This is a genomic window from Candidatus Planktophila lacus (assembly GCF_002288385.1).
Classification (GTDB): Bacteria; Actinomycetota; Actinomycetes; order Nanopelagicales; family Nanopelagicaceae; genus Planktophila; species Planktophila lacus_D.
Map to the genome: position 1 here is coordinate 1,215,953 of NZ_CP016783.1, position 21,945 is coordinate 1,237,897.

General features: G+C 48.0%; 23 protein-coding genes. 6 read left to right on the plus strand and 17 right to left on the minus strand.

Annotated elements, in window-relative coordinates:
• Positions 1–73: 73 nt before the first annotated feature.
• The 9 genes from nuoH to A1sIIB60_RS06210 are packed head-to-tail and all read right to left on the minus strand — an operon-like array spanning position 74 to position 9,218.
• Entirely contained in the window at positions 74–1,330 is a 1,257-nt protein-coding gene (gene nuoH, locus A1sIIB60_RS06170; protein WP_095689490.1) for an NADH-quinone oxidoreductase subunit NuoH, read from the minus strand.
• The gene (locus A1sIIB60_RS06175; RefSeq protein ID WP_095689491.1) at positions 1,327–3,696 is read right to left on the minus strand and encodes an NADH-quinone oxidoreductase subunit G; all 2,370 of its coding nucleotides are present in this window, start codon (positions 3,694–3,696) and stop codon (positions 1,327–1,329) included. The genes nuoH and A1sIIB60_RS06175 overlap by 4 nt, the downstream gene beginning before the upstream one ends.
• On the minus strand, positions 3,696–4,976 hold the full coding sequence (gene nuoF / locus A1sIIB60_RS06180; RefSeq protein WP_095689492.1) for an NADH-quinone oxidoreductase subunit NuoF: 1,281 nt from the start codon (positions 4,974–4,976) through the stop codon (positions 3,696–3,698). Before nuoF ends, A1sIIB60_RS06175 begins: the two co-directional genes overlap by 1 nt.
• Positions 4,976–5,602, minus strand: coding sequence for an NADH-quinone oxidoreductase subunit NuoE (gene nuoE / locus A1sIIB60_RS06185; RefSeq protein WP_095689493.1), 627 nt, complete (start codon positions 5,600–5,602; stop codon positions 4,976–4,978). Before nuoE ends, nuoF begins: the two co-directional genes overlap by 1 nt.
• Positions 5,602–6,942: an NADH-quinone oxidoreductase subunit D gene (locus A1sIIB60_RS06190; protein ID WP_095677683.1), complete on the minus strand. Its 1,341-nt coding sequence runs from the start codon at positions 6,940–6,942 to the stop codon at positions 5,602–5,604. The genes nuoE and A1sIIB60_RS06190 overlap by 1 nt, the downstream gene beginning before the upstream one ends.
• A complete protein-coding gene (locus A1sIIB60_RS06195; protein WP_095671592.1) occupies positions 6,939–7,574 on the minus strand; it encodes an NADH-quinone oxidoreductase subunit C in 636 nt (211 codons plus the stop codon). Before A1sIIB60_RS06195 ends, A1sIIB60_RS06190 begins: the two co-directional genes overlap by 4 nt.
• Positions 7,575–8,129 (minus strand): NuoB/complex I 20 kDa subunit family protein, encoded by a 555-nt coding sequence (locus tag A1sIIB60_RS06200; protein WP_095671593.1) that lies wholly within the window; start codon positions 8,127–8,129, stop codon positions 7,575–7,577.
• Positions 8,120–8,485, minus strand: a complete 366-nt coding sequence (locus A1sIIB60_RS06205) for an NADH-quinone oxidoreductase subunit A (protein WP_190279202.1) — start codon at positions 8,483–8,485, stop codon at positions 8,120–8,122. The genes A1sIIB60_RS06200 and A1sIIB60_RS06205 overlap by 10 nt, the downstream gene beginning before the upstream one ends.
• 40 nt (positions 8,486–8,525) lie before the next feature.
• Positions 8,526–9,218, minus strand: a complete 693-nt coding sequence (locus A1sIIB60_RS06210; RefSeq protein WP_095689494.1) for a demethylmenaquinone methyltransferase — start codon at positions 9,216–9,218, stop codon at positions 8,526–8,528.
• A gap of 61 nt (positions 9,219–9,279) precedes the next feature.
• Between A1sIIB60_RS06210 and A1sIIB60_RS06215 the strand changes: the two genes are divergently transcribed.
• Both A1sIIB60_RS06215 and A1sIIB60_RS06220 read left to right on the plus strand, forming a co-directional pair.
• Positions 9,280–9,879 (plus strand): biotin transporter BioY, encoded by a 600-nt coding sequence (locus A1sIIB60_RS06215; protein ID WP_095689495.1) that lies wholly within the window; start codon positions 9,280–9,282, stop codon positions 9,877–9,879.
• An 11-nt stretch (positions 9,880–9,890) separates the two neighbouring features.
• The gene (locus A1sIIB60_RS06220) at positions 9,891–11,111 is read left to right on the plus strand and encodes an isochorismate synthase (RefSeq protein WP_095689496.1); all 1,221 of its coding nucleotides are present in this window, start codon (positions 9,891–9,893) and stop codon (positions 11,109–11,111) included.
• Between the two features lie 3 nt (positions 11,112–11,114).
• Here A1sIIB60_RS06220 and menD read toward each other — a convergent pair whose 3' ends face one another.
• The 3 genes from menD to menB are packed head-to-tail and all read right to left on the minus strand — an operon-like array spanning position 11,115 to position 14,475.
• A complete protein-coding gene (gene menD / locus A1sIIB60_RS06225) occupies positions 11,115–12,689 on the minus strand; it encodes a 2-succinyl-5-enolpyruvyl-6-hydroxy-3-cyclohexene-1-carboxylic-acid synthase (RefSeq protein ID WP_095689497.1) in 1,575 nt (524 codons plus the stop codon).
• Positions 12,686–13,633 carry an o-succinylbenzoate synthase gene (locus A1sIIB60_RS06230; RefSeq protein ID WP_095689498.1) on the minus strand — a complete coding sequence of 316 codons (948 nt, stop codon included), beginning with the start codon at positions 13,631–13,633 and terminating at the stop codon, positions 12,686–12,688. The genes menD and A1sIIB60_RS06230 overlap by 4 nt, the downstream gene beginning before the upstream one ends.
• A gap of 2 nt (positions 13,634–13,635) precedes the next feature.
• Positions 13,636–14,475 carry a 1,4-dihydroxy-2-naphthoyl-CoA synthase gene (gene menB, locus A1sIIB60_RS06235; RefSeq protein ID WP_095689657.1) on the minus strand — a complete coding sequence of 280 codons (840 nt, stop codon included), beginning with the start codon at positions 14,473–14,475 and terminating at the stop codon, positions 13,636–13,638.
• Positions 14,476–14,556: 81 nt separating this feature from the next.
• Here menB and A1sIIB60_RS06240 point away from each other — a divergent pair, with 81 nt between their 5' ends.
• The 3 genes from A1sIIB60_RS06240 to A1sIIB60_RS06250 are packed head-to-tail and all read left to right on the plus strand — an operon-like array spanning position 14,557 to position 16,775.
• A complete protein-coding gene (locus tag A1sIIB60_RS06240) occupies positions 14,557–15,654 on the plus strand; it encodes an AMP-binding protein (protein WP_095689499.1) in 1,098 nt (365 codons plus the stop codon).
• The gene (locus tag A1sIIB60_RS06245; RefSeq protein ID WP_095689500.1) at positions 15,647–16,495 is read left to right on the plus strand and encodes a 1,4-dihydroxy-2-naphthoate polyprenyltransferase; all 849 of its coding nucleotides are present in this window, start codon (positions 15,647–15,649) and stop codon (positions 16,493–16,495) included. The genes A1sIIB60_RS06240 and A1sIIB60_RS06245 overlap by 8 nt, the downstream gene beginning before the upstream one ends.
• 19 nt (positions 16,496–16,514) lie before the next feature.
• On the plus strand, positions 16,515–16,775 hold the full coding sequence (locus A1sIIB60_RS06250; RefSeq protein ID WP_095671601.1) for a PLD nuclease N-terminal domain-containing protein: 261 nt from the start codon (positions 16,515–16,517) through the stop codon (positions 16,773–16,775).
• A 10-nt stretch (positions 16,776–16,785) separates the two neighbouring features.
• On the opposite strand, the gene ccsB is transcribed toward A1sIIB60_RS06250, so the two are convergent.
• From ccsB to A1sIIB60_RS06275, 5 genes are read right to left on the minus strand one after another with little or no spacing between them, the layout of a single operon-like run.
• Entirely contained in the window at positions 16,786–17,700 is a 915-nt protein-coding gene (gene ccsB, locus A1sIIB60_RS06255) for a c-type cytochrome biogenesis protein CcsB (RefSeq protein ID WP_095689501.1), read from the minus strand.
• Positions 17,700–19,175, minus strand: coding sequence for a cytochrome c biogenesis protein ResB (gene resB / locus A1sIIB60_RS06260; protein ID WP_095689502.1), 1,476 nt, complete (start codon positions 19,173–19,175; stop codon positions 17,700–17,702). The genes ccsB and resB overlap by 1 nt, the downstream gene beginning before the upstream one ends.
• Positions 19,175–19,900: a cytochrome c biogenesis CcdA family protein gene (locus A1sIIB60_RS06265; protein ID WP_095689503.1), complete on the minus strand. Its 726-nt coding sequence runs from the start codon at positions 19,898–19,900 to the stop codon at positions 19,175–19,177. Before A1sIIB60_RS06265 ends, resB begins: the two co-directional genes overlap by 1 nt.
• Positions 19,897–20,442, minus strand: coding sequence for a TlpA family protein disulfide reductase (locus A1sIIB60_RS06270; RefSeq protein ID WP_095689504.1), 546 nt, complete (start codon positions 20,440–20,442; stop codon positions 19,897–19,899). Before A1sIIB60_RS06270 ends, A1sIIB60_RS06265 begins: the two co-directional genes overlap by 4 nt.
• Before the next feature lie 3 nt (positions 20,443–20,445).
• Positions 20,446–21,069 (minus strand): histidine phosphatase family protein, encoded by a 624-nt coding sequence (locus A1sIIB60_RS06275; RefSeq protein WP_095689505.1) that lies wholly within the window; start codon positions 21,067–21,069, stop codon positions 20,446–20,448.
• A gap of 73 nt (positions 21,070–21,142) precedes the next feature.
• On the opposite strand from A1sIIB60_RS06275, the gene A1sIIB60_RS06280 reads away from it, so the two are divergent.
• Positions 21,143–21,910 carry an HAD family hydrolase gene (locus tag A1sIIB60_RS06280; RefSeq protein ID WP_095689506.1) on the plus strand — a complete coding sequence of 256 codons (768 nt, stop codon included), beginning with the start codon at positions 21,143–21,145 and terminating at the stop codon, positions 21,908–21,910.
• Positions 21,911–21,945 lie beyond the last annotated feature (35 nt).

Genomic DNA, 21,945 nt, shown 5'->3' on the forward strand with positions numbered 1-21,945 from the left:
TTTTTCATAGGCAACGCTGGTGATATCTACATCTTTATTCTCTTTATTTACGAGTGGTTGAAATTCGTTTTGGTCAGCCACGATCGCCTCCCTTGTCTGAAACACTATTTGAAACATTGATTGTGGTTATCTCGGATGGAAGCGATGGAACGGCAAAACTTGGAGCTGCTGCTTCTGGGTAAACATGTGCAGCGCGCTTTCTCTTTGAGGCATCAACCGCTGTAGAAATTCCCATAACGATGAGGACTACGACGCCAGCGAAAATAAAAGTGGTGACGCGAGATTGGCTGGTAGTTGAAATCAGGCGAAGCGTTGCAACGACCAAGATCCAGAGCAATGAGACCGGAATCAAGACTTTCCAACCGAATTGCATAAATTGGTCGTAGCGCAAACGAGGAAGAGTTCCACGTAACCATACGAAAACAAAGAAGAAGAAGAGAACCTTTAAGAAGAACCAGACGAGTGTGAACCAACCGCCGAGCCATTGCTCTGTAAAGCCCAGACCTGGAATTGCGTGGTAACCACCAAGGAATAACGTTGTTGCTAGCGCTGAAACAGCGATGATATTTACATATTCTGCCAAGAAGAAGAGTGCGAATTTAAGTGATGAATACTCAGTATGGAATCCACCAACGAGTTCGCCTTCAGCTTCGGCTAGGTCGAATGGCGCGCGGTTTGTTTCGCCAACCATTGAGATCGCATAGATAACAAATGATGGGAAGAGAACAAGTCCGTACCACCAAGTGCTCTGCTGCGCGGCAACAATCGATGATGTAGACATTGATCCGGAGTAGATAAAGACTGAAACAAGTGAGAGGCCCATAGCAATTTCATAAGAAACTACCTGAGCACTTGAACGAAGTCCGCCAAGTAGCGGGTAAGTCGAACCTGATGACCAACCAGCAAGAACAATTCCGTAGACACCAACTGATGCAGTGGCAAGAACGTAGAGAACGCCAACTGGAAGGTCGGTTAACTGCATAACTGTTTCTTCGCCGAAGAAGTTAACTGGACCAGTCATTGGCATTACCGCAAAGGCCATAAATGCTGCAGTAACGCTGATTACTGGAGCGATGATAAATACAACTTTATCCGCAGCTGCCGGAATCAAATCTTCTTTAAGCGCAAGCTTTACGCCATCTGCAAGAGCCTGAATTAAGCCGAATTTTCCAACGCGGTTAGGGCCAACGCGCATCTGCATGCGAGCAACGATGCGACGTTCGCCCCATACAGACATGATCGTCAAAACAACACAAACGGCAAAGACAATAACTGCCTTAAGGGTGATGATCCAACCTGGATCATCTACCAATAACTGGGCGTTATTCATGCCTTCACCACCGATACAACATCGCCGTGAACAGCATTTAATGAGATCAATACCTGCGTACCGAATGAGTTACGTGGCACCCAAACTGCATCATCGTGAATATCTTCAACTAGCGCAGGAAGAGAGATTGATCCGTGTGAGTTAGAGACTCGCAAAATATCGCCATCTTTAACGCCCATTGCTTCTGCGCGCTTTGGAGAAATCACTGCAACAGATTTACGTGCAGTACCAGCCAAGTTTGCCTCGCCCTTTTGCAAAGTACCGAGATCTAACAAGCGACGCCACGAAGTAAGTAACGCTTCATTTCCAGAGATCTTATTTGCACCCGCTGCAGAAACTGTTGCGAAGTTTGCGCGTGCGCCATCCCATTTACCGAGTGATGAAATCTCACGCGCTGCTTGGGTAACTGTGCCGAGCATGATTGATTCGCCCATTTCATCAGCAATTGCCGACAAGATGCGAAGATCAGAACGATTTAGTGAATCTGCAACTGCGGCATCGAAGGCACGTGCGCGGCCTTCCCAGTTAAGGAATGAGCCAGATTTTTCTGTAACTGCAGCAACTGGCAGAACTACATCAGCCACATTGGTAACTGCAGAGTGTGCAATTTCTAGTGAGATAACAAAAGACTTGGAAAGTGCGGCAAGTGCAGCTGTGCTATTTGGCATATCTTGTGGATCAACGCCACCAACAACAACTGCATCAAGTGAACCGTTGCCAAGGCTTTCAATAATTTCAGAAGTAGTGCGACCTACATTTGCTGGAATTGTTGGAACTCCCCAAACTGCTGCGATATCTACGCGTGCTGCAGCATCTGCAACTGGGCGGCCGCCTGGAAGAAGTGTGCCGATTGCTCCGGCTTCAAGTGCACCGCGTTCGCCTGCGCGACGTGGAATCCAGGCAAGCTTTGCGCCAGACTTTTGGGCCAACGCAGAAGCTGCAGAAAGCAGACCAGTGGTTTCAGCGGCGCGTTCGCCAACCAAGATGACTGACTTACCAGTTAAGGAAAGTGCTGAAACTGCAGCGCCTTCAGATCCTGGTGCCACCTTAATAAATTCAGCCTTCAACTTTTCAACGCCAATTGAGAGCTTGGTTGCAACTGCGCTGACCTTTAGAGCGCGCTTGCGAACCTGCTTATTGATGCGTAGGAAGACGATTGGTGATTCTTCTTCTGGTTCAAAGCCAATGAGAACAACGTGATCTGCAATATCGATATCGCGGTAGGTAGTTGCTGAGCCAACAACTTTTGCACCAAGGAAGTCGCGTTCTTCATCTGATGAAACGCGGGCACGGAAATCAATATCGTTTGTGCCAAGTGCGATACGCGCAAACTTGCTGTAACCGTAAGCATCTTCTGCAGTTGCGCGTCCACCAACTAGGACAGCAGCGCGCTTGCCCTTAAGACCTGCTGCAGCTGCAGCGATTGCTTCTGGCCATGATGCAGGAGCAAGAACTCCGTCGGCGCCACGAACCATTGGTGTTGTTAGACGATCAACTTCGGTTACATACTTAAATGCCCAGCGACCTTTATCGCAGTTCCATTCTTCGTTAACTGCGGCATCATCACCAGCAAGGCGGCGTAAAGTCTTTCCACGACGAACATCGGTGCGCATATCGCAACCGGATGCGCAATGTTCGCAGGCAGATGGTGTTGAAACTAAATCGAATGGACGTGCGCGGAAGCGATAAGCAGCCCCGGTAAGTGCGCCAACCGGACAGATCTGCACGGTGTTACCTGAGAAGTAGGACTCGAATGGTTGGTTCTCGTAGATACCAACTTGCTGCAGTGCACCGCGTTCGTTAAGAGTAATAAATGGATCGCCAGCAATTTGATCAGAGAAACGTGTGCAACGAGCGCAGAGAACGCAACGTTCGCGATCGAGCAGAACCTGTGAAGAGATCGCAACCGGCTTCTCAAAGGTGCGCTTTACGCCTTCGAAGCGAGTCTCACCATTTCCGGTGCTCATCGCTTGGTTCTGCAATGGACATTCGCCGCCCTTGTCGCAAACAGGGCAATCAAGTGGGTGGTTAACAAGGAGAAGTTCCATAACACCGCGCTGTGCTTTTTCAGCAACTGGTGAAGTTAGTTGAGTCTTTACGATCATATTTGGTTCTACTGGAATCGTGCATGAAGCCTGTGGCTTTGGAAATGCGCGACCGTTAATTTCGATATCAACTAAACATTGACGACAAGCGCCAACTGGATCAAGAAGTGGGTGATCGCAGAAACGTGGAATCTGAATTCCTAGTTTTTCTGCGGCGCGAATAACCAAGGTTCCCTTTGGAACGCTGACTTCAAAACCATCGATAACAACGGTAATGAGTTCTACTGCTTGCGCGGTTGTGTTCTCTTGAGTCGTAGTCATTATGCGTTTGCTCCAGAGAAGAGAGTTGATTTAACTGGATCGAATGGGCATCCACCGTTTGTTAAGTGGGCGATGTATTCGTCACGGAAATATTTGATTGAAGATGTGATTGGGCTAGTTGCGCCATCACCAAGTGCGCAGAATGAACGGCCCATGATGTTGTCGCAGAGATCGAGCAACTTAGCTAGATCTGCTTCAGTACCCACGCCGTTTTCTAGATCGCGCAGAATCTGAACCAACCACCATGTGCCTTCGCGACATGGTGTGCACTTGCCACATGACTCGTGCTTGTAGAACTCAGTCCAACGCAGTACTGCGCGAACCACACAAGTAGTTTCATCAAAGATCTGTAGCGCTTTAGTGCCGAGCATTGAGCCAGCAGCGGCAACGCCTTCGTAATCAAGTGGAATATCAAGGTGCTGATCTGTAAATAGCGGTGTTGAAGATCCACCTGGTGTCCAGAACTTCAACTTATGTCCAGCGCGAATTCCACCTGACATCTCAAGAATTTCGCGAAGGGTAATTCCAAGCGGGGCTTCAAATTGACCAGGATTTACAACGTGGCCAGAGAGTGAGTAAAGCGTTGTTCCCTTTGATTTTTCAGTACCCATTGATTGGTACCACTCAGCGCCGTTTGCAACGATCGCTGGAACTGAGGCGATTGATTCGACGTTATTTACAACTGTTGGTCGTGCATATAAACCTGCGATCGCAGGAAACGGTGGACGCAGACGTGGTTGGCCGCGGAAACCTTCAAGTGAATCAAGGAGCGCAGTTTCTTCACCGCAGATGTAAGCGCCGGCACCGACGTGGAGAACAACATCGATTCCTTTTCCAAGGTGGCCCGCTTTGTAAGCATCTTCGATCGCTTGATTTAAACGACGAACCACATGTGTAACTTCACCGCGGATGTAGATAAATGCATGCTTTGCACGAATTGCATGGCAAGCGATGATGCAGCCTTCAATAAGTACGTGTGGGTTTGCCATCAAAAGTGGTGTGTCTTTGCAAGTACCTGGCTCTGATTCGTCAGCGTTTACAACTAGGTAATGATCTTTGTTATCGCCCTGTGGGATAAAGCCCCACTTCATTCCGGTTGGGAAACCTGCGCCGCCGCGACCGCGAAGTCCAGAATCTTTTACAAGTTGGATAACTGCATCTGGATCCATAGCAAGTGCTTTTGCAGAAGCCTTGTATCCACCGTGACGTGTGTATGCCGCAATTGTGAATGAATCTTTCTCATCCCAATGTGCAGAAAGAACTGGAGCTAGTTTTGTCATTACTTGCCCTCTTTCGAAAGTTTTAAACCAAGAAGTGTTGGTTCGCCAGCCTGCAAGCCTTCATTGGCTTTTCCATCGCTTAACCCGGCAAGAACTGCTGATGCTTCTTTCCAAGTAACCAAAGAGTTAGGTCCACGTGTTGGTGGCCTAGGTGTTCCCTTGCGCATTGAATCAACTAGATCTTTTGCAGTCTCAACGTTCTGGTTGTCGTAGAACTCCCAGTTCGCCATAACAACTGGTGCGTAATCGCAGGCTGCGTTGCATTCGATATGTTCTAGTGAAACTTTTCCATCAGCGGTAACGCCATCATTTTCAACGCCGAGGTGGTCTTTAAGGGCTGCAAATATCGCATCTCCGCCCATAACTGCGCACAAAGTGTTGGTGCAAACACCAACGTGGTACTCGCCTACTGGGCGGCGCTTGTACTGGGTGTAGAAAGTTGCAACAGCAGTTACTTCAGCAGTTTCTAATTCAAGCAACTTGGCAATCTCTTCAATGCCTTCATTTGTTACATAACCAGCAAGTGATTGCACGTAATGGAGCAAAGGCATGATGGCAGAGCGGCTACGTGGGTAGCGCTTGATAATCGAATTCATGATTTCGATCTGATCTGGTGAGTAAGCCATTAGCGGTCAACTCCTCCCATCACAGGATCGATTGAGGCAACAGCGCCGATGATGTCGGCAACCATTGAGCCTTCACACATTGCAGATGTTGATTGCAAGTTATTGAAAGATGGTTCGCGGAAGTGAACGCGGTAAGGGCGTGTGCCGCCATCAGAGACAACGTGTGCACCGAGTTCGCCACGTGGTGATTCAACTGCTGTGTAAACCTGACCTGCTGGAACGCGGAAACCTTCAGTAACAAGTTTGAAGTGGTGGATCAAAGACTCCATTGATGTGCCCATGATTTCGCGGATATGGTTAAGCGAGTTACCCATTCCGTCTGCGCCAATTGCCAGCTGTGCTGGCCAGGCGATCTTCTTATCTGCAACCATTACTGGAGCGCCTTCAAGTGATTTAAGTTTTTCAGCGCATTGTTCGATGATGCGAAGTGATTGTTCTAGTTCGTTGATACGAATCAAGAAGCGACCGTAAACATCGCAGGTATCTGCAGTGACAACATCAAACTTGTAATTTTCGTAACCTGAGTAAGGCTGAATCTTGCGCAGATCAAGTGGCAAACCGGTTGCGCGGATAACGGGACCTGTAACTCCAAGCGTCGTTGCGCCGGCAAGATCGAGGTAACCAATTCCCTCGGTGCGCTTCATCCAGATGCTATTACCAACGAGCAACTTCTCATTATCTTTAAAGCTATGGCGCAGATCTTTTACCGTTGCTAAAACTTTCTCGACAGTGCCAGCAGGAAGATCCTGAGCAACACCGCCTGGGCGGATATAGGCCATATTCATACGCAAGCCAGAGATAAATTCGAAGATATCTAGAACTTTTTCACGTTCGCGGAAGCAGAAGATCATTGGTGAAAGCGCACCAAGTTCTAGCGCACCAGTGCCAAGGGCAACCATGTGTGAAGAGATACGGTTGAACTCCATCATCATTACGCGAATAACGTCGGCCTTTTCAGGAACATCGCCTGTGATTCCAAGGAGCTTTTCAACGCCTAAGCAGTAAGCCGCTTCGTTAAATAACGGTGCCAAGTAATCCATACGAGTTACAAATGTTGTGGCCTGAGTCCAGTTACGGAACTCGATGTTCTTTTCAATACCTGTGTGCAGGTAACCGATTCCGCAACGAACTTCAGTAACAGTTTCGCCTTCAAGTTCTAGAACCAAGCGAAGTACGCCGTGTGTTGATGGGTGCTGTGGACCCATATTTACAACTACGCGCTCTTCTTTCGCCTGACCAATTTCAGTTACGAGTGAATCCCAATCGCCACCGGTTACCGAGAAGACAGTGCCTTCAGTGGTTTCGCGTGATGATGCATATGGATCTGCGTACGTGCTCACTTGTAAGACCTCCGATCTGATGGAGGTGGTGTAACAGCGCCCTTGTATTCAACGCCGATTCCGCCAAGTGCGTAATCCTTACGTTGTGGATGTCCTTGCCAATCATCTGGCATCAAGATGCGAGTAAGTCCTGGGTGGCCATCAAAGATGATTCCAAACATGTCGTAAGTTTCGCGTTCGTTCCAGTTAGATCCAGCCCAGACTTCAACAAGTGAAGGAATGTGTGGATCGACATCTGGAACAGAAACTTCCAAACGAATTCGTTGGTTATTTGTCACTGATAACAAGTGGTAAACCGCGTGAAGTTCGCGATTGGTATCTTCTGGATAGTGCACACCAGATACGCCCATCGACATTTCAAATTTCAATTTATCGCGCAAGATAAGTGCAACTTCTACTAAACGCTCGCGCTTTATGTGAAGTGTTAGCTCGCCGCGATCAACAACTACGCGCTCAATAGCATCTGCAAAATCTGGATATGCGCGCTCTAGATCATCGGCAACCTGATCGAAATAACCACCAAATGGGCGCTGTGAAGAGCCTGCAGAAGCAGTTGCGCGAACTAGCCCACCGTAACCCGAGGTATCCCCCGTGCCGGCAGCACCAAACATTCCGTGTTGCTCATCAGACATTTAAGCCAACAACCCCTTCAACTGATGGGTTGGAACAGCGGCCATAGCTGCAGCTTCAACTTCCTTGATAACTTTTTCGCGGTTAGGTCCGAGTTTTTCGTCGTAAATCTGATCGTGCAATTTAAGAATCGCATCCATCAACATCTCAGGGCGCGGTGGACAGCCAGGCAGATAAATATCTACTGGCACGACGTGGTCAACGCCTTGCACGATGGCGTAGTTGTTAAACATTCCACCGGATGAAGCACAAGCACCCATCGCAATAACCCACTTTGGCGCTGCCATTTGATCATAAATCTGTCGAAGTACTGGGGCCATTTTATTTGAAACGCGACCGGCAACAATCATTAAATCCGCTTGACGTGGGGATGCGCGGAAAACTTCCATACCAAAGCGCGCTAAGTCATAACGACCCGCACCAGCTGCCATCATCTCAATTGCGCAACATGCCAAACCGAAAGTTGCTGGCCAGAGTGAATTTTTACGCATGTAACCTGCAAGTTTTTCAACTGAGGTTAAAACAATTCCGCTAGGTAACTTCTCTTCTAATCCCATTCGAGGCCTCCGCGACGCCAGACATATGCAAATGCAACGAAGACTGTTCCGATAAAGATCGCCATTTCGACTAAACCAAATAGTCCAAGTTGATCAAAGGTGACAGCCCATGGATATAAGAAAACGATTTCAATATCAAAGATGATAAAGAGCATCGCGGTTAAAAAGTACTTGACTGGAAAACGTCCACCTTGTGCTGCTTGCGGTGAAGGTTCGATTCCGCACTCGTACGCTTCAAGCTTTGCGCGGTTGTAACGAGCAGGTCCGGTAACGGCGGCTGCGGCAAGGGAGAAAATTGCGAACCCAAAACCAACGGCGGCAATCGCCAGAATTGGAATATATGGGTTACCGATCACAAGCGAAATCCTAAGGTGGCCACGGGGGTGGTCGCGACCGTTAAGCCTTTACGCCTCTGTGAACTGCAACAACCCCGAAAGTTAAGTTCTGCCAGCCGACTTGGCTCCATCCCGCGGCCTCGATCTTGGCGGCGAGCGCCTGCTGATTTGGCCAGGCCCGGATCGATTCGGCCAGGTAAATATAGGCATCTGGGTTAGAAGAGGTTTTCTTGGCGATCGCCGGGAGGGCGCGCATTAAGTAATTGGTATAGAGCTTTCGAAATGGTGCCCAAGTTGGGCTGGAAAACTCGGCTATGACGATCCTGCCACCCTTTTTGGTCACGCGTAGGGCTTCCCCAAGGGCTTTATCCACATCTGAGGTATTTCGCAGACCGAAAGAGATGGTCACAACGTCGAATTCGCCATCGGCGAAGGGCAGATTTAAGGCATCGGCGAAGGTGAAGGGCAGGTGCGGGCGGGCTTTACGGCCAGCTGCCAGCATGCCTTCAGAGAAATCGGCTGGAATAACGTCGGCGCCAGCGGCAGCCAGGGGTTCGGAGCTAGATCCCGTACCTGCAGCCAAATCCAAGATCTTCATCCCAGGCTTTGGGGCGATGATCGCTGTGGTCGCTCGGCGCCAAGCCTTGGTTTGGCCCAGGCTGAGCAGATCATTTACGAGGTCATAGCGCTTAGCCACCCCATCGAACATTGCGGCGACTTCATCGGGGTTTTTATCCATATTTGCGCGCGACATAGGCCAAGTCTCTCGCAATAGTAGGCTCACTCACAACTCCAAAGCCGTAAAGGGGAAGTAAATGTCGATCTCAACCGGATCACTTCGGGCAACGGTCTTTCCTCGCAGCACCGCGCTAACCCATGCCACCTTCATCGTCGGCGGAACGCTATTTATCGCAGCTCTGGCACAAATCGCTGTTCCGGTGCCAGGTTCACCTGTTCCTGTAACAGGTCAAACACTTGCCGTTTATTTAATCGGAACCACTTACGGTGCACGTCTTGGATTTGCAACATTCGCAACGTATTTATTAGCCGGCGTTGCAGGAGCTCCAGTCTTTGCTGCAGCAACAGGTGCAGCTAGCCACGGTATTGCCCGTTTAACTGGTGCAACTGGTGGTTACCTAATCGGAATGCTCGTAGCCACATTTATTCTTGGCGCGCTCGCAGATCGCAAAGCCGATCAGAAATTTAAAACTTCATTTCCAGCGCTAACTTTGGGAAGCGCAATTGTCTTTGGCTTTGGATTGATCTGGTTAAAAACATCGCTAGATCTTTCTTGGGCAGCAACAATTAGCGCAGGCCTTACTCCATTTATTTTCGGCGAACTTTTGAAGATCGCAATCACTGCAACTTCTCTGCCACTGATTTGGCGCAAGATTTCACAAAAGTTAAATCGATAAACTAAATTTTTATGCCGCAACTTATCCCCGTTACTACTGCGCGCCTGGGCGAGCACTTACCGCTGCTGGAGCTACTTCCAGATAGCGCACCTGTTACTTGGGTTCGCGGCGGCGATGGCTTAGTTGGTTGGGGCTCTTACGCAACCACATCAGTAAGTGGCCCAAATAGATTTAACGATGCTCGCATTTGGTGGCATCAGCAGCTAGAAAAACTAGCGATCTCAGATTCAGTTCACGTAAGCGGTACAGGTCCAATTCTCTTTACCTCTTTCTCTTTCGATCAGAACGAAGAGTCAATTCTTGTCATTCCCGAAATCGTCGTCGGAATGCGCAATGGCAGCTCTTGGATCACATGGATCGGCGATCAAGCTCAGCCGAAACTCGCGGAAAGCGCACAGTACTTAGAAGATGCTGAATACAACTGGGGTGATGGATCACTAAGCCCAGCTGAGTGGCAGATTCGCGTTGCGCAAGCGATTAAAGAAATTGAAAGCACCAAACTTGAAAAAGTTGTCCTTGCCCGCGATTTAAAAGTTAACTCACATCGCGCCATTGATCCACGGAAAATTCTCCGCAATCTAAGTGCCGAGTATCCATCTACATGGATCTTTGCAGTGGCCGGTTTAATCGGAGCAACACCTGAGCTCTTACTCCGCTTATCTCGCGGCATGGTTACATCACGCGTTTTAGCCGGAACCATCAGTAAAACCGGCGATGATGAGAGAGATTTGGCGCTAGCGGCATCCCTTGCGCGATCATCTAAAGATCTCGAAGAACACGAATATGCAGTCAGATCAGTTGCAGATGCGCTCGATCCTTTCTGCACATCCACAAACGTTCCTGAATCCCCATTTGTTCTTCACTTAGCAAATGTTATGCACCTTGCGACTGACGTTACAGGTGCTTTAATTGAGAGCAAGAAGAGCATTGATGCTTTTACAATTCTTGAAAAATTACATCCCTCTGCCGCTGTCTGCGGCACACCAACTGAGATTGCTGCAAAGCTGATTAAAGATATTGAAGGGATGCCACGTGGTCGCTATGCCGGACCAGTAGGTTGGCTCGATGCACGCGGTGATGGCGAGCTAGGAATCGCACTTCGTTGTGGGCAAATTACTGAAAATGAACTCCGCGTCTTTGCGGGCTGCGGAATTGTGGCTGGTTCCAACCCAGAGAAAGAGTTAACTGAGAGCAACGCTAAATTTGCGCCGATGCGCAGCGCACTTTCCTAGACTTTAAAGCGATTTCATCTTCTCTGCCAGATCTTTAATTAGATCGGCATTTGCTTCACGGTTAGGAACATCCAGGACTACAACGCTTAGCCCCTTAATTGGTGCAGTTATCTCTTTACTTAATTCTGCGGTGTTATCGATAGTTTTTGCGCTGATTCCCATTGATTTCGCAATCGCCGCAGGGTCTAGCCCGTGTGGTGTTCCAAAAACTTCTTCAAATCCTTCTACTCCGCGTTGTGGCAGAGTTGAGAAAATTCCGCCACCATCATTATTTACAACGAAGATCTTGAGGTTTACCTGGTCGTGATGAATTAACCCAGTTAAGTCATGTAAGAAAGCTAAATCTCCAAGTACTGCAATTGCCGAACCGTGATGTGTTGCAATTCCGGTTGCGGTTGAGATATTTCCATCAATGCCTGCAAGCCCACGATTGGCATAGGTAATGACTCCTGATCGTGCAGCTGCAAAAGCTTCAAGGTCTCTAATCGGACGCGATGATGCAATAAATATTGCCGTTTCTGCAGGAAGGTTGGCTGCAATCTCACGAGCGATCAGTGGTTCAGACCAGATTGAAATATCTTTGACAACTTTTGCAGTGCGTTCAGAATATTTCTGCCATTTAGCAATCCATTCCAGATCGGCAGGCGCAACATAAAGTTCTGGAAGATCGGTAAATCGCTTATCTGCCGCGCGGTCGGAATCCACTGTTGCAATGCGCGGATCAATAACAAATGTTGAACGTGCAGATTTAATGAGTGCGTTAACTGATCTAGACAGCGTTGTGCGGCCAATAACGATCACAGTATCTGGAGTTAAATCTTTAGCGATTGGTGTTGCCGTTAGGAATAAACTGGCGTGGGCGTTTGCCTGTGCAAATGTCAGTGGATCCTCACTGATTACCGGCCATCCGAGAGATTCAATAAATGCGCTAACTGCGGCAACTTCAAGTCCACCACGATCATGGCCAATTACTAGTAAGCCACGTGTTGATTTACTTGCGAGAGTTCCGGCTTTCTTGCGATCAAAGACTTTTGGTGGATTTACCTTTAAACCATCGAGCCACGCATCGTTATCGTCGCCAAGAAGTGGTTCTTCAAATTGCACATTGATGTGGACAGGTCCGGTTTGCAGGGCGTTAAGTGGAAGTTCTAGCGGATAGGCCCCGCCAGAAACATCAGAGAAGTAACGAACTGCTTTGCCAAAGATGCGTGCTTGCTCAGTTGTTTGGTTGGCACCAGTTCGACGTAGTTCGGCTGGACGATCTGCAGTAATTACAAAGAGCGGAATATTTGAGTGTGATGCTTCCAAAACTGCTGGGTGGTAATTAGCAACGGCTGTTCCGCTAGTGCAGATAACTGGCACTGGACGATTGCTGGCTTTTGCTAAACCGAGTGCGTAGAAAGCAGCAGTGCGTTCGTCGATGCGGATATGTAACTTAATCAAGCCGCGCTTTTGTGCCGCAACGAGTGCAAGAGATAAAGGTGCGTTGCGAGATCCTGGTGAAATAACTGCATCAGTTATTCCAGCCTCAAGAATTTGGCGAATGATTACCCGAGCAAGTTGAGTTGCTTGGTTCATGCGATTAGCTCCCAAGTCTTCATTAGGCGATCTTGCCACCATTTATATCTCTCTGGTGAAACTTCCAAGCCCTCGAAATTTGGATCGATTCGCTTTACTTCAATTTCTCCGTTAACAATCGGCAGCTCACCAATATTTGCTGAAAGCAAGGAACCTGTGGCAAGTCCGCAATCAAAATTCATCTCGTTAAATGAGGCGGCCAGCGCCAGACCGTGGGAAATTCCCACAGCGCTTTCTAGGGCGCTGGAAACGACGATAGGTAAATTATGGTGCTGCGCTAATTGATGTACGCGCACGATTCCACCTAGTGGTTGCACTTTTAGAGCCAAGATATCAACTGCATCGTTTAAATCTACTTTAAATGGATTAGCAGATTTTCTAAGTATTTCATCGCCAGCGATCGGAATATCAACCTTTAACTTTGCCTTTAATTCGCGCAGCTCTTCAACGCTCTGGCAAGGTTGTTCGACATATTCAATCGCACCAATGTTTTCGTATATTGCTTGCAGGTTAGTTATTGCATTTGTAACGATCCAATTCCCGTTTACATCGATTCGCAATTTAGCGTTTGGTCGAAGCGCGCGAACTTTGGCTAGGCGAGCGATATCTTCACTTAAGTTATCGCCTACCTTTACTTTAAAAGTATTAACCCCAGGAAAAGTTTCGATGATTTGTTCGATTTCATTTGGATCATTTAGCGCAGGAATAGTTCCATTTACTTTTACTTTGCTCCGCTTGAGTTCTGGCCATGGCTTGGTTGCGGCTTCAATTGCAGATTGCAGCCAAGGTACACATTCACTTGGTTGGTATTCCAGAAATGGTGAAAACTCTCCCCATCCAGCCTCACCTTGAATGAGCGCTACTTCGCGGATATTTATCCCGCGGAAGTTTGTCTTAGTAGGTAGCGCAACAACGCGCATTGTGGAGAAGAGTTCTTGCGACATATTTAGGGACGCTTGGGAAACTTTCCAAAATCTGGAGCGCGCTTTTCCTTGTAAGCATCGCGGCCTTCTTGACCTTCTTCACTTAAGTAGAAGAGCAGCGTTGCATCGCCAGCCAGTTGTTGAATTCCGGCAAGGCCATCATCGGCTGCGTTCATTGAAGATTTAAGTAAGCGAAGTGCGAGTGGAGAATTGCGCAGCATTTCGCGGCACCAGGAAACTGTTTCGGCTTCAAGTTCTTTAAGTGGAACAACAGTGTTAACAAGTCCCATCGCGAGCGCTTCATGCGCATCGTATTGACGAGTCATAAACCAAATCTCGCGCGCCTTCTTCTGTCCAACGCTTGCGGCAAGTAAACCTGAACCGTAACCGCCGTCGAATGAACCGACCATTGGGCCGGTCTGCCCAAACTTGGCGTTATCTGCTGCAATTGTTAAATCACAAACGACGTGCAGAACATGTCCGCCGCCAATTGCCCAACCCGCGACCATTGCAACAACTGGCTTAGGTGTGCGACGAATTTGAATTTGTAGATCTAAAACATTTAGGCGGCCAATACCTTTTTGTGCCAAAGGGTCTTCGCCGAGATATCCGTCATCTCCGCGCACGCTGATATCTCCGCCAGAACAGAAGGCTTCATCGCCGGTTCCGGTAAAGATGATTACGCCGACATCTGAGTTATCGCGCGCAAGTGAGAAAGCTTCTTGTAATTCAATAATTGTTTGGGGGCGAAATGCGTTGCGCACCTCTGGTCGATTGATCGCGATCTTGGCCATGCCGTCGCCTACTTGATAGGTGATATCGGTAAATTTCTCTCCACCTGCGCCAGTTGCCCACGCAGGGATAGAACGGTTACCAAATTCACGCTTGATCGGCTTGCTCACGATTCCTCCATCTTCGACTTCGAGCGATAGCCTACGCGTGCAATGGAGCAGACGTCACAACGAGAGATTCGTGCGATAGATCCCACGTGGGACCTCGCCGAGTTAATGGCGCGCCTTGCCAAAGCTCTTATTGGAGAAGGCCCGGCTCTGGCCCTTGGCCCGGTTTCAGTCGCCGGCGCCCCAGATCGCGTGGCGCTAGTAGTCAATACCAGTGGATCAACTGGGTTAGCTAAGGAAGTTGGTTTATCCGCCAGCGCACTTTTAGAGAGCGCCAAGAGCGCAAATAAATTTGTTGGTGCAAAGCCAGGGCAGATCTGGTCGTTGTTGCTGCCGTTAACTCATATCGCTGGAATAAATGTTTTAGTTAGAAGTTTAGAGCTTGGAACGGTGCCAATTGATGCGCGAGAAATTATTGGCAAATACCCTTTTGCTGATTTCACTGCAGTTGTGCCGACTCAACTATTTCGTGCGCTAAATGGCGATAGCGATCTGCTGGAACATTTGATTTCCGCGCAAGCGGTATTGGTGGGAGGCGCGGCACTTTCTGCAGAACTGCGTGAAGCCTCATATAACGCAGGTATCAAGGTAATTGAGACTTATGGAATGACCGAAACATCAGGTGGATGTATTTACAACGGAACACCGCTTGACGGAACCGAATTTGAAATTGACGATCTTGGAATTATTTCAATTTCTAGTAAATCGCTAGCCACAACGTATCTAAATGATCAAAAATCTTGGGATGAGAAAATTCGTAATGGTTTCTTTGTAACCACTGACGTTGGACATCTCGTAGATGGAAAACTTATCGTAACCGGCAGAAGTGATGATCTAATTATCTCGGGTGGCGAAAATATCTCGCTAGCTGAAGTCGAAAGAATCGTTTCAACAACTTTCTCCGGAATTGATTGTGCAGCATTTGCAGTGCCTGACTCACAATGGGGTCAATCACTTCAATTAGCAATTGCTGGCGATGTTAAGCCAGAGCAATCTGCGATAAATGAATATCTCTCTTCACAAATCTCAAAAGCGGCAAAGGTCAAGAACTTCTTATATGTAAGCCAACTCCCCCGTACCGCCCTTGGCAAAATTGATCGCCGCAAACTTGCCGAGCTCGCGACCGAGGCAAACCATGGCTAATAAATGGATCCTCGGTGCGCGCCCGCGCACACTTGCTGCAGCTATTGCTCCAGTGTTAGTTGCTACATCCTTTGCAGGAAGTGACTGGAAACCAGTCCCTGCTGCACTCGCACTCTTAGTTAGTTTGTCGCTGCAAATCGGCGTTAATTACGCAAATGATTATTCAGATGGAATCCGCGGCACCGATGATTCTCGTATCGGCCCTATCCGTTTAACCGCAAGCGGTCTGGCTAGTGCAAAATCTGTGAAGAACGCTGCCTTTATCTCCTTCTTCGTTGCGGCTATCGCTGGACTTGTCTTAGCGATTCAAACTTCCTGGTGGTTAATTGCAGTCGGTGCGCTAGCCATTGCGGCTGCTTGGGGATACACAGGTGGTTCTAGCCCTTACGGATATAAAGGCTTAGGAGACATTTCAGTCTTTGTGTTCTTTGGGATTGTTGCAACTGTTGGAAGTTATTACGTACAGACTGAAGAGTTGAATTTGCAGATATTTATTGTGGCAGTTCCGATGGGTTCTCTGGCATGTGCGATCCTGGCAATTAACAACTTAAGAGATCGCGCCGAGGATGAGTTAGTTGGAAAACGCACGATGGCGGTGCGGCTGGGAGATAAAGGTGCGCGCGCCCTTTACATTTCACTCTTTGTATCGGCCCACCTCTTTGCTCTGCTTACCTTCGAGCCTTTTGCGTTACTTACTTTGCTAGCACTGCCCCTAAGCGCATCTCTGACACGTTCGGTCTGGGCTGGGACAACTGGCGCAGCGCTGATTCCACTTCTGGCAAAGACCGGCAAGTTGCAGATGCTCTTTGCCGCCCTATTTGCACTCGGCCTAGTCCTCTAACTTTCGCTAGACTCTACCCATGCTCAGATTTCAAGCGCTCTTTGTTATCGCATCTCTTGCCTTAACTCTTTACTCTTTTATTGATTGCGCAAAACGAGATGAGTCGCTAATTCAGAAACTTCCTAAATGGGGTTGGCTGCTAATTATTTTGTTCTTCTCAGCTTTTGGAGCTATCGCTTATCTATTTATTGGTCGCACCCGCAGAGATAAAGGCCCTCGTCCACCAAAGCGCAGAATCTTGCCTCCGGATGATGACCCAGATTTCTTGCGTCGCCTTTAGTATTTAACTCTTAAAGACCGCTGTATGTGTGCTTTCCAGTTCCCCAAACATTTACATATACATAGTTAAATAGAAATGTTGAGCCTGCAAATAAGCAGAGCCAAGCAGCGCGACGTCCACGCCAACCAATAGTTACGCGCGCATGAAGATATGCGGCATAGGCAACCCAAGTAATAAAGGCCCAAGTCTCTTTTGGATCCCAACCCCAGTAACGCCCCCATGCGCTCTCTGCCCAAATTGCACCCGCGATAACTGAGAAGGTCCAAAGTGGAAAGACAAACGCAACGAGTCGATAAGAGAGTTGATCTAGCGTCTCAAGCGATGGAAGACGTTTGGCCCAAGGTTTACGATCGCCACGTTTCTCCATTGAATCTAAGTAAAGAAATGCGCCTGCGATTACATTCGCTAACAAGAAGACGCCACCAGAAATGATTGCGGCAACGACGTGGATAACCAACCAAGTAGATTTCAGCGCTGGTACTAAAGGTGCGCTATCGCGATAAAGCAAAGTAATTGCCGTACCGAGCGTTAACAAGACTGCAATAGATACAAATAGCCCAAGCCAACGCAGATCGTGTTTACGTAAAGCGATTAGATATGCGCCGGTAAATGCCAGCGCACCGGTGATTGAGAATTCATACATATTTCCCCAAGGGACATGGCCATTGGAAATTCCACGCGCGATAACGCCAGCGAAGAGAAAGAGAAACCCTAAAACCATCATCGCAGTTGCAATTCGCGCTGCACGTTCGGTTCGCGTGTAATCAAAAGTTCTAGTTAAAGTATTTCCTATCGCGCTATCAGCAAGCTCTGGTGAGCGCACTGCCCAAGCAGTCTCGAAGGCATGGGCTAAGAAAGAGAGCGCAAAAACTGCCATAGCCGAATAAATAGAGTAATTAGAGATATATGCCCAAGTTGTTTGCATTACTTCTCATCTCTCATATGCGCGGTTAATGAAGCGATCTCTTCTTCAAGTCCTGGGGCACCATTCTTGGCTAGCCCTGCTACTTCCACAACTCCAGACGGTGTGATCCTGATCCAAATACGACGGCGTCTTCCGAAGAGCGATGCAAGCAGACCAAGGATTGCGGCGATCGCGCCATAGAGCGCGTATTCCTTGCCGGGATCGTTAACTATTTGCAGGTTTATCCAAGGTACAAAAGTTTCAAAGGTAATTGAGCCAGCGCTGAAGTTAAAGGTTTCACCTGGTTTAAGTGAGCTAAGGGCGATCCGAGACATCTCTGAAGTATCAATGCGATAAACAGATTGTGGGATTCCTGAATCTAAACCCAGGTCACCTTCCCAAATGGAGAATAGAAGTCTTGGATCTAGCGCCTCAGGAAAGAGTGAAATTCCACCATCAACTGCAGAGCGCGCATAAGTCGGTAAGAAACTGGCAACGAAGCCGAGCTGCGGACGTGCATCAGGAACTTTTATCGAACCGATTGATTTTAGATTTCCATCTTGTGGCAAGAAGGTAACTGGCCCTTGAAAAACAACAAATCCTGCCGTATCACGCACTGTAACAATTGGTGCATAACCATTTGCCTGTAAATAAACACGGGTATTTCCAAAAGTTAGTGGGCTATTTACCTTAAGCGTCTTTACTTCAGAGTTCTCCTCACCTGGATTTGTTACACGAACCGTTGCCGTGTAATCACGTGGAGCATTTGTAATCGGATCGTACTTTGCTTGGAAATCCTCAACCTCAACGATAAATGGATCGATTACATCTTCATCTACTAACTTTCCAAATGACAATGTGTCATACGAAGTAGGAACGCTAATAAATCTCTCACCCTTATTTACGATCGCTTCACCGCGCATTCCAAAGAGCGATCCCACGCTGACGCCAATCAAAATCAAGATAAGTGAGAGGTGGAATAAGAGGTTTCCAGTTTCGCGCAAGTAACCCTTCTCTGCAGAAACTGCGCCAACTTCGTAGCGAATTCGAAAACGCTTGCGCTTTAACCAAGCAGCGCCTTTGTCGAATTGAGATTTATCACCATCAAAAGAAGTGAAGAACTCCATGCGAGAAAGATTCTTTGGAGTTGCAGGAGGCACGGCGCGCATCGCTTTGAAATGCTCAACCGATCTAGGTAATACACAACCAATTAGAGAGATGAAGAGCAGAATATAAATAGCGCTAAACCAAGGCGATGAATAAACCTCAAAACCAGAGAAGCGATCAATCCAGCGAGCTAGCTGCGGATCATCAATAAAATATTGCCGCACCGCCATTGGGTTCTGGCTGCGTTGCGGGACAAGTGAGCCTGGAATCGCAGCAACACCGAGCAACATCAAGAGAATTAGCGCAGTGCGCATACTTGTTAACTGGCGCCAAGCAAAGCGCGCTAAACCGCCTGCGCCGAGCTCGGGAACTTCTACTTGGCTACTCATTAGATCACCGGCGCAAAATCTGAAATTACAGAGCGAAGTGAGGCCATCAAATCAGACCAGAGACCAAGTAATTGCGCGATGCCGATCAGAATCAAAATAACTCCACCGATCTTTGAAATCAAATCACCGCGTTTAACCAAGAACTTACGTAACTTCTCTGATTTATCTAGAAAGAGTCCGGTTGCGATAAATGGTGCACCTAAACCGATGCAATAACCCAGCGATAAAATTGCTCCACGTGCCGCACTTGATTCTTGAAATGCCAGAGTTTGTACCGTTGCTAGCGCAGGTCCGATACATGGCGTCCAGCCGATACCAAAGAGAAATCCCAGAAGTGGGGCGCCAACTAACCCACCAGTTGTTGAGATACGGGGATGAAAAGTTGGTGCCATCGGAAAGATACCCATGAAGAGCAGACCCAAGAGAATTGTTAAACCACCGAGAATTCGAGTTATCAACTCTTCTCGTGCAAATACTTCAGAACCGATTCCGCCGAAGAGCGCACCGTAAGAGATAAAGAGCGCGCTAAAGCCGGCAACAAAGAGAATTGATCCTAAGAAAACTCGACCGCGAGATCTTGAAAAACCTGCCGCGTATGCGAGATAGCCCGGAACTAGCGGCAGTACGCAGGGAGATAGAAAAGAGATGATGCCGGCAAAAATTGCGAAGGGCAGAGCGGCGATGAAATAGCCACCAAATAACTGATCAACAATAAAGTCGATCATTCTGCTTCTAACTTTCTAATTATTTTGCTTAGCGAAGTAAGTGTTACTTCACCAGAGATTCGTGCGGCAACATTTCCGTTCTTATCGATCAGAACAGTAGAAGGAATGGCATTTGCAGGAAGTGTAGATTTAAAGCCCAGCAAGAGCGCATCATCGATAAATGTTGGATATTGGATATTTAATCTGCGCGCTAAGGCTTCCGCATTTACTGGGTTATCGCGAGTCAATATCCCCATAAATTGCACGTTGGGATATTGCTTAGAAAGTTCGATCAGCGTTGGAATCTCTGCGCGACATGGTGAACACCAAGAAGCCCAAACGTTTACTACCGCAACTTGTCCAGGGTTAAAGATAAAAGTCTTGCCCGTTAGCGTCATCCCCGATAGCGCCGGCGCTGCTTTGCGATCCTCCAAATTTATATTGGTGACTGCCCCACTGCCCTCAATAAAACTTTCTTCCGCTATCGAACTTCCGCCACCGCACGCAGTTAAAGTAAATGCGATAAGCAGAAGTGGTGCAAGGCTAGAAAGTCTTTTGCGCATTACTTATTTCTTCTCGGGCAGTAAATGTCCGGCTGGTTCAGAATAAGAAAGTCCAGAAATAACGCCTTCGTCATCAAAGTGAACGCTGGTCACCGAAGCGAGTGTGCAGATCCGCTTTCTTGGATCGTGCAAAAGAGATCGACCTTCGATTGCACTTCTTAAAATCCAAATTGGAAGTTGATGAGAAACCACGATCGCATCTTTACCATTGGCAGCCTTACGCGCGGCAAAGATTGCGGCAAGCATGCGGTTGATCTGCTCTTCATACGGTTCTCCCCAAGATGGTTTCCATGGGTTGTATAAATGGCGCCAAGAAGATGGGTGTTTTAGTACTCCGCTTCCTAGTTCAAAACTCTTTCCTTCAAAGATATTGGCAGCTTCAATTAAACGCTCATCAGTTGTTATCTCGATACCGTGTGCACGAGCAATTGGTGCTGCGGTTTCTTGCGCACGTTGTAGCGGTGAGACATGGAGCGCGCCGAGGTTTATAGATTTAGACCATTCACCGAGAGTTTCAGCCATTTGCTGTCCGCGCGTTGAAAGTCTCCAACCTGGTTGACGTCCATAGAGAATTTTCTCAGGATTCTCTACTTCACCATGTCGCGCGATGTGAACCGTTGTACTCATAGCGCTAAGCATAAAGCGTCTGAAGGCTATGGATTAAACGAGAAATAGCGGTGATAATCGCTAGGGTAGTGACATGTCACTCACCGTCAGACGCGCAGCGTTCTTTGACGTCGATAACACCTTGGTTCGTGGCTCAACAATTTACTTCCTGGGCCGCGGCATGTACCAACGTGGTTTCTTCACAAAATCAGATATCTCGCGATTTGTATTAGCCAATCTGAGATTTAGATTAACGGGGACTGAAAAGCAGGATGAGATAAATCGCTTTCAAAAATCTGCCCAAGACTTTATCGGCGGCCATAACGTTTCTGAGATTAGAACTGTTGCTCAAGAAATTTATGACGAATACGTCTCGCCCTCACTCTGGGAAGGAACCATCGAAATCGCGCAAGCACATCTAAATGATGGCGTAGAAGTTTGGTTGGTTACCGCAGCTCCGGAAGATATGGCGACACTTATCGCAGAACGACTTGGATTCACAGGCGCTCTTGGCAGCAAGGCGGCGATAGTTGATGGCCATTACACCGGCGCTATGAACGGTCCCCTGTTGCACGGTAAAGAGAAAGCAGTTGCAATTAAAGAGATTGCTAAAGAGCGCGGATTTGTTCTAGCCGATTGCTTTGGATATTCCGATAGCCACAATGATCTTCCTTTACTTCAAAGCGTTGGCCATCCATCTGCAATTAATCCTGATGCAAAGTTAAGAATTCGTGCACTTAAGGAGAATTGGCCGATCCATGACTTCCGCAGAATGCGCTCTATCAATCGCTATCTGGGTCCGATCGTCTCGCGCGCTGCCTGGCTGGGAACTCGCTTAACTCCACGCAGAGAATCCAGATAACTCTTACAGTTCGCGCGAAGCGGTCACTTGCCAGT